The organism is Pseudomonas sp. (genome assembly GCF_046581935.1).
Lineage (GTDB): Bacteria > Pseudomonadota > Gammaproteobacteria > Pseudomonadales > Pseudomonadaceae > Aquipseudomonas.
Window position 1 is genome coordinate 342,771 of record NZ_JAYGFK010000001.1, and the last position, 6,000, is coordinate 348,770.

The following is a 6,000-nucleotide window of genomic DNA, read 5'->3' on the forward strand; positions in this document are numbered from 1 at the left end:
CGATATCAACGCGCTGTGTTGGCGCTGTTTAATGGCAACAGCAACCGCCAGCCTTCTTCGCCGGCGCACTAATGGCCGGTTCGCCAGTTGTCACAACCGGGGAGTAACCCGCCTGCACAATGGCCTGGCTGAGTTCGGCTACAGCGCTTGCCGACTCAATCTGTACCCGATGCGATGGCAGGTCGATCTGCACGTCGGCCTGCGGATCGACAGCCAGCACCGCTTGGGTAATAGTTTTTATGCAGTGGCCGCAGGTCATGTCTTTTACGTCGAAGGTAATCATCGCGCGTTCCTTATAGGGCTGTGGTTGATGATTCGACTTTCCCCCTTGCCACGGTGGCAAGGTCAAGCACAGAAAACCCGCAACCAATTTCTTAACCGCCACGTAACGTCACTTGGCCCTTCTGAGCGGAGGATTTCGTCCAAGTCCGTCAACAATAGGCAGATGCACTTTTCTGCATTTCACTGACTATCCGCCTGCGCTGCCGGTTGGTCTGTTCGCTGCGACACGCAAGCCGGTGCCGGTAATGAAGTCGGGGGGCGTGCTCAGCTGGCTTGCAAGCCGCTGCCAATTGCGAGCCAAAACTCTCGCTCAAAGCATGTCGCTCACCAGAGTCTATAAAACCGAAAAAACGGGAACTCAGGCTGCCAGAGCCAATCCACGCTCTTTGCGGTGGGCAACAAAAAACCCGCAGAAGCGGGTTCCTTCATGAGCACTCCGAAACGATCTCAGCCGTCTAAAAGAGGCTCAAAAATCCGCAAAAAGGCGGCCAAATAGCTAGGTTAAATGCCCTTACCCAGCATCTGCCCGTTAACGGTTTTACCGTATAGATTCACCCCATCATTGGCGTGGTATTTGTCGCGGGTCTTCTCGACCGAGCCATCGATCAAGCGCGGGTCCTGCGGGCGTTCGTGGCTATTCATAAAGGCGGCTACGTGCCAGGCGTCGTCATTCGACAAGCTACCGCCTTTGCCCAACGGCATGTTTGCCTTGATAAACGCGGCAGCCGTGTTAATCCGGTGCATGCCCGCGCCCCAATTGAAAGAGTCCGCGCCCCACAGGGGCGGTAACACATAATCATCGCCAGCTTTTTGCCCTTCACCGCTTTTGCCATGGCACACCGCACATTGCGCGGTGTAAACCTGCTGCCCTTTGGCAAGATCAAACCCGCCCTCAGGTTGTGGCACTTCTGGATAGCCGCGACCCGGCAGCTATTGACCGGCGGGGATGCCGATGGCGAGCCAGGATGAGTAAGCCGAAATGGCCACGATAGTGAGTCGGCATTCTTCGACCGATACCTGCGCTTCTGGCCGATATCTGCCTGACAAACGGGCAGATATCGATCTGCGTTAAGGCGTGAACTGGATTAGCGCTGCTACTCAACTCAAAAAAATCATCAGCTCAATGTGAGTTAGCAGAAGGACGGGGGCACAGGCACCCGCCTCGGCTTTACCGCTGAACGTCACAAGCCGGCGAGCGCCCAACCGGCCAACAATGGCAAGAGCACAGCGCTGATCACACCCAGCAAGCTCATGCCCAAGGCGGCAAAAGCCCCGCACTCGGAACCTTCCTCCAGGGCGCGTGCGGTGCCAATCGCATGAGCATTGATGCCATAGCTCAGCCCCCGTGCCGCCGGGTGAGTCACTTTGACCAACCCCAACAACCAAGGCCCCAGTGCCGTACCAATCACGCCGGTCAGCATCACGAACACCGCAGCCAGAGAGGCAAGGCCGCCGAGTTGTTCCGCCGCCAGCATGGCAATCGGCATGGTCACCGACTTGCCCGACAGGCTCGCCAACACCGGCAGTTGTGCGCCCATCGCATGGGCGATCACCAGCGTCAGCGTAACCGTCAGCGAGCCACCAAGCAGGACGGTCAATAAGACCGGCCAGGCCAGCAGGCGAATGCGTTTAATGTTGTTATACAACGGCACGGCCAAGGCGATGGTCACCGGGCCGAGGAGAAAGGCAATGGGCGCGGCACCCTGGCGATAGGTGGCGTAATCCATGCCACAGGCCAGCAACACGCCCACCACCAGCAACATGGAAACCATCACCGGCTGCAACACCAACCAACCGCTGCGCCGGTACAGCCACAAGGCGAACTGAAACGCCAGAAGCGTCAGCCCCACGGGGAACAGCGGATGATCAACCACCAACCGCCCGACAGTCAGCCACGACCACTCACTCATGGCGACCCTCCTCGCGTTGCTCCACACGAATGGCCAAACGCTGCATCATCCAGCCGCACAGTGGCACCGTGACCACCAACGACAGGCACAGCGCAGTAAGGATGGCCGGCAGGTCAGCGAGCAATGCATCGCTGGCCAACATGATCCCCGCTGCGGGCACGACAAACAGCAGCGGCAGGTATTGCAACAAGATACCGGACGCCTGGCCCAACGGCTCACTGACCTGGCCGCGCAGCAATAGGTAGCCAAACAGCAACAGCAGACCGATCACGCTACCGGGCAGCACAGGCAGCAGCAGCTCACTGATTAAACTGCCGAGAATTTGCAAGAGGACCAGCCAGGTCAGCCCTTTCAACACCATCAGAACACTCCTTATGTACGCCGCCGGAACAATGGCCGCGGCTCGATTGCCGACCGTCCATATACCACACTCATCCCGGCCAAGCCCTTGAGCGCATCTGCCACAGACTTGTCTGCACGTACAGCAAAGGCATCAAAACCGCACTGGCGCATATGGCTGAGCTGGTCACGCAGCACATCACCCACGGCGCGCAATTCACCCAGCCACCCCAATCGTGTACGCAGCAAGTAAGCCTGGCTGTAGCCACGGCCGTCACGAAAGCTGGGGAAGTCGATGGCAATCAACGGCAGGACCGGTAGGTAAGCCTGCAGGCTCTCCACCTCATCGTCCGGTGCCAGGCAAACACCATCGAGACTAAATCGCTCGCCACGCAAAATTCTCGCATCTTGCCGCTCAAGCCAAGCTGCCAGCGGCAGGATCAGCGGTCCAGCCGGGCGCGGCGCAAGGTTGTCAGCCAATAAGTGCCAAGGGTCGTTTTCGACGATACTCGGCGTGCCATCAATCAGCTTGATCAGATTGTTCATGCAGGCACCTGCTGCTTGCGATAGACCTGCTCCTTGAATGGCTCCAGGCCGATTCGCTGCACCGTATCGACAAAGCGCTCCTCGGCCTCGCGATAGTCGGTAAAGGTGCGTACCAGCCCATCGATCACCTCGGGAATCTGCTCGGCACTGAACGCCGGACCAATCACCTTACCCAGCGCACTACTCTTACCCTGCGAGCCACCAATGGTCACCTGGTACCACTCGCTACCATTCTTATCGACGCCGAGAATACCGATGTTGCCAATGTGATGATGGCCACAGGCATTCATGCAGCCGGAGATATTCAGGCTGATATCGCCCAGGTCATGCAGGTAATCGAGATCATCAAAACGCTGCTGAATCGCCTGCGCAATCGGGATCGACTTGGCATTGGCCAGGGCACAGAAATCGCCCCCCGGGCAAGCAATCACATCCGTCAGTAAACCAATATTCGGCGTCGCCAACCCCACCTCGCCCGCCGCCTGCCACAAAGCATACAAATCCGCCTTGCGGATATCAGGCAGCACAATGTTCTGCTCATGGGCAATACGCAGCTCAGCAAAACCAAAGCGCTCGGCTATATCGGCAAGCGCCTCCATCTGCTGCGCAGTCACATCACCGGGCGGCGCGCTGATACCCGGCTTGGTCGACAGCACCACAGCGCTATAACCCGGCATTTTGTGCGCCAGGGTATTACGCGACACCCAACGGGCGAACTCGGCGTTCTGCGCCAGAGCAGTACCAAAACCGAGGTCCACCTCAGGCAGACGCTCATACGGCGGCGCAACAAAAGCATCAGCCACCCGCTGATATTCTTCCTGGGTCAATTCGGCCGGGCCATCCTTGATGTGCTGCCACTCAGCTTCAACCTCGCGAGCGAACGCTTCAATACCTAGGGCTTTGACCAGGATTTTGATACGCGCCTTGTACTTATTGTCACGTCGGCCATGGCGGTTATACACACGCAGCACCGCCTCAACGTAAGACAGCAAATGCCGCCACGGCAACGCCTCGCGAATCTGCTGGCTGAGGATTGGCGTACGTCCAAGGCCACCGCCCACCATCACCCGTAACAACAGTTCACCGGCCTCATCGCGGTAAAGGTACAGGCCGATGTCATGCATCATCACCGCCGCACGATCTTGCTCAGCGGCGCACAAGGCGATCTTGAATTTGCGCGGCAGGTAAAGGAACTCCGGATTAATGGTCGACCACTGCCGGAGGATTTCCGCCAGCGGCCGAGGGTCCAGCAACTCATCGGCGGCGACCCCGGCAAAGGCCTCGGTGGTGATATTGCGCACACAGTTGCCGGACGTCTGGATCGCGTGCATCTCCACGTCCGCCAAGTGCTCGAGAATGTCCGGCACCTGTTCCAGCTCAATCCAGTTGAATTGGATGTTTTGTCGAGTGGTGAAGTGCCCATAGCCACGGTCGTACTGCCGCGCAATATGTGCCAATACCCGCATCTGCCGAGCCGCTAGCGTCCCGTAGGGAATCGCCACCCGCAGCATGTAAGCGTGCTTCTGCATATATAGGCCGTTCTGCAGGCGCAGTGGCAAAAACTCTTCTTCGCTCAGCTCACCACTAATACGGCGCTCAACCTGATCACGAAACTGCGCCACACGCTCGCGCACCAGCGCGTGGTCATATTCATCGTATTGATACATCGGCGGCCTCGCTGTTATCGATGCCGGCACTATGCCCGCGGCACTGATACCGAAACAGCGGCAGATAAAGCGGAAAAATACGGAGCAGATGCTGCAGCTAGTTTCTCAGGACGCCGCAGCGCGGAAATTCATATCGGTTATTTTCAGCCAGATGCGGTCGCTGAAAAACCTTACACCGGGCTATTCTACGACGCATTGAATTCACGCTGAGGAAGCGCCATGACCACTCTCAACTCAAAAAAACTGCATATCGACATCGTTTCTGATGTGGTTTGCCCGTGGTGCATCGTCGGTTACCGACAGCTGGAAAAGGCGCTGCAAGCCAGCGGGACCGACTATGAGCTGCATTGGCAACCGTTTGAGCTGAACCCCGACATGGCACCCGAGGGGCAAAACCTGCGCGAACACCTCGCCGAGAAATATGGGGCGACCAAAGAGCAGTCGCAAGAGAACCGTCTGCGGATAACCCAAGCCGGCGCAGAGCTAGGCTTCGAGTTCAGCTTTGCCGATGACATGCGCATGCACAACACCTTCAACGTTCACCAGCTTCTGCATTGGGCTGATCAACAGGGCCGCATGCACGACTTAAAGCAGGCCCTTTTCGTCGCGCACTTCACCCATCGCCGCAACCTTTCGGATAACAACGTGCTAGCCGATGTGGCCGCAGAGATCGGGTTAAATCGTGACGAGGCGCTGGCAGTTCTTGAAGATCAACGCTTCGCCAGCGAAGTGCGCGCCGCTGAAAGATCGTGGATAAGCCAAGGCATCAGTGGCGTCCCAGCGGTAATCTTCAACCGCCGCCACCTTGTCACAGGCGCGCAAGGGGTCGAGAACTACGCACGTATTCTTGAACAGCTAGCAACAGCCGACGCTTGAGTATTCCCCCGTTGCCGGCACTGAACTGCTGGCGAAATGCTGAGCGCTGATGATAAGTAAACCCTGCGTGGTAATGCGGTTATCGCACAATGCCGGCAGACGCTCTTGAGCAAAAAAGAGCACGGTATCAAGTTAGCTGCAAACAACATAAGCGCTGCATAGCCCCTGAGCGTTCCGCTGTTGCTCTTGCGCCTAACGTTTGGTTAAGGGGCCGGCTTTAGCCGGTCCCGAGTGAGCGAAGCGAACGACTTGAATGCTGTAATGGACTCTCCCCGCGCCACCGTTCTATACCGAAAACGGTGTTGACTGAAATTGGGAGTGTCGTGATGAAGCGAATAGCAGTTGATCTGGCCAAATCCGTTTACCAAGTTGCCGAGAGT

General features: G+C 57.6%; 6 protein-coding genes and 1 pseudogene. 1 reads left to right on the top strand and 6 read right to left on the bottom strand.

Annotated elements, in window-relative coordinates; all coding sequences use genetic code 11:
* Positions 1-28: 28 nt before the first annotated feature.
* The 6 genes and pseudogenes from VCA57_RS01500 to VCA57_RS01525 form a co-directional block, all read right to left on the bottom strand.
* Positions 29-283, bottom strand: coding sequence for a heavy-metal-associated domain-containing protein (locus VCA57_RS01500; RefSeq protein ID WP_411183184.1), 255 nt, complete (start codon positions 281-283; stop codon positions 29-31).
* A gap of 500 nt (positions 284-783) precedes the next feature.
* A pseudogene (locus tag VCA57_RS01505) lies at positions 784-1,272 on the bottom strand (c-type cytochrome); the annotation flags it as partial.
* A 191-nt stretch (positions 1,273-1,463) separates the two neighbouring features.
* Complete coding sequence (locus VCA57_RS01510; protein ID WP_411183185.1) at positions 1,464-2,192, bottom strand: LrgB family protein; 729 nt, start codon at positions 2,190-2,192, stop codon at positions 1,464-1,466.
* Complete coding sequence (locus VCA57_RS01515) at positions 2,185-2,553, bottom strand: CidA/LrgA family protein (protein ID WP_411183186.1); 369 nt, start codon at positions 2,551-2,553, stop codon at positions 2,185-2,187. Before VCA57_RS01515 ends, VCA57_RS01510 begins: the two co-directional genes overlap by 8 nt.
* An 11-nt stretch (positions 2,554-2,564) precedes the next feature.
* Positions 2,565-3,077 carry a DUF934 domain-containing protein gene (locus VCA57_RS01520; RefSeq protein ID WP_411183187.1) on the bottom strand — a complete coding sequence of 171 codons (513 nt, stop codon included), beginning with the start codon at positions 3,075-3,077 and terminating at the stop codon, positions 2,565-2,567.
* Positions 3,074-4,744, bottom strand: coding sequence for a nitrite/sulfite reductase (locus VCA57_RS01525; protein ID WP_411183188.1), 1,671 nt, complete (start codon positions 4,742-4,744; stop codon positions 3,074-3,076). The genes VCA57_RS01520 and VCA57_RS01525 overlap by 4 nt, the downstream gene beginning before the upstream one ends.
* Positions 4,745-4,963: 219 nt before the next feature.
* Here VCA57_RS01525 and VCA57_RS01530 point away from each other — a divergent pair, with 219 nt between their 5' ends.
* Entirely contained in the window at positions 4,964-5,620 is a 657-nt protein-coding gene (locus VCA57_RS01530) for a DsbA family oxidoreductase (protein ID WP_411183189.1), read from the top strand.
* The last annotated feature ends 380 nt before the right edge of the window (positions 5,621-6,000 follow it).